Raw genomic sequence first — 306 nt, forward strand, 5'->3', positions numbered from 1 at the left:
ACAAATCAAAGTGGAGCCAGCTTAACACGTGCCTTCCAGCATTACCTTCGAAGAGCTTCAATTGATATTCATATAACGTAAACCAAATCCCCCCCATAAAAAAATAAACCACCCCCCCACCAATCCCTATTTCCCCTCCTTTTCCTTTACACATCACAATACTCCTCAACCCATACATCCCAAGCACCACTCTCAACACTACCCACCCAACCCACAAAATCCCTCCCATTCCCCTACTTTCTAACCCCCACATTTTACTACTCATTACCCACCCCACGCTAACAACCCCACCGCCAAATTCAACCC

1 pseudogene is annotated in these 306 nt (G+C 46.4%); it reads right to left on the reverse strand.

The features are described from left to right. Positions 1–265 (reverse strand): annotated as a pseudogene (locus FS628_RS32175) (YndJ family transporter); the annotation flags it as partial. Positions 266–306 lie beyond the last annotated feature (41 nt).

It is taken from the genome of Paenibacillus xylanexedens (assembly GCF_007676705.1).
GTDB lineage: Bacteria > Bacillota > Bacilli > Paenibacillales > Paenibacillaceae > Paenibacillus > Paenibacillus xylanexedens_C.